This is a genomic window from Vibrio sp. Vb1554, from assembly GCF_033344235.1.
The window spans coordinates 1-1,065 of record NZ_JAWPOJ010000428.1; the positions used below are offsets into that span (position 1 = coordinate 1).

Annotated in this window: 1 protein-coding gene; it reads left to right on the top strand. The window is 48.5% G+C overall.

What is annotated here, in order from left to right:
- Positions 1-135: 135 nt before the first annotated feature.
- Positions 136-1,041 (top strand): EamA family transporter RarD, encoded by a 906-nt coding sequence (gene rarD / locus R8N28_RS26810; protein WP_131170431.1) that lies wholly within the window; start codon positions 136-138, stop codon positions 1,039-1,041.
- The last annotated feature ends 24 nt before the right edge of the window (positions 1,042-1,065 follow it).

The window sequence follows — 1,065 nt, forward strand, 5'->3', positions numbered from 1 at the left end:
TACCACTGGCACACAAAGTGAGGGCACATTGTAATGGGGTTTCATGGTGAATAAAACCGCAAATTGTTAGGTGTTTCACACCACGGCTCGTATACTGATTTTCTGCTCTATAAACACACAATTAGGTGACACTTCATGACACCAGAAGAACAACAGCGCGCGCGGCAAGGTGTCCTGCTTGCGGTTGGCGCGTACACGATGTGGGGCATTGCGCCCATGTACTTTAAATCGATAGCACAAGTGTCTCCTCTCGAGATCCTAAGCCACCGAGTGATTTGGTCTTTCTTTTTGCTTGCCGCACTTCTTCATTTTGGCCGTCACTGGCGCTCGGTTTATCACATCGCCACAGATAAAAAGAAAATCGCGTATTTGCTTTCCAGTTCGGTATTGATTGGTGGCAACTGGCTGATCTTCATTTGGGCGGTTAACTCCAATCACATGCTGGATGCCAGCTTAGGCTACTACATCAACCCGCTTATCAACGTGTTACTCGGTATGGTGTTCTTGGGCGAACGACTACGTAAGCTGCAATGGTTTGCTGTGGTATTGGCAGGATGCGGCGTTTTGGTGCAGTTGATCGTCTTTGGTTCGGTGCCGATTGTAGCGATGGCGTTGGCGATGAGCTTTGGTTTTTACGGTTTGCTACGTAAGAAAGTCGCGGTGGATGCTCAAACGGGTTTGTTTGTCGAAACGCTAATCTTATTACCCGCTGCCGCCGTTTATCTTCTGTTTATTGCCAGCTCACCAACGGCAAACATGATTGAAAATCCATGGCAGCTCAATACGTTGTTGATTGCAGCCGGTGTGGTGACGACCTTGCCATTGCTGTGCTTCACTGGTGCCGCGACTCGCCTCAAATTATCAACGCTCGGCTTTTTCCAGTACATCGGCCCTAGCCTGATGTTCTTGCTTGCAGTGTTAATTTACGGCGAGACCTTCACGATGGATAAAGCGATTACGTTCGCCTTTATTTGGGGAGCTCTTGTGGTATTTAGCTTCGATGGGCTGCGCAACAATCGCCGTTCACGCCGAGCCATTTAGTCACAGTGATCGTTTTTTACAAGA

Coding starts and splice junctions, on each gene's coding strand:
- rarD (WP_131170431.1), top strand. CDS start 136: ATGACACCAGAAGAACAACAGCGCGCGCGGCAAGGTGTCCTGCTTGCG.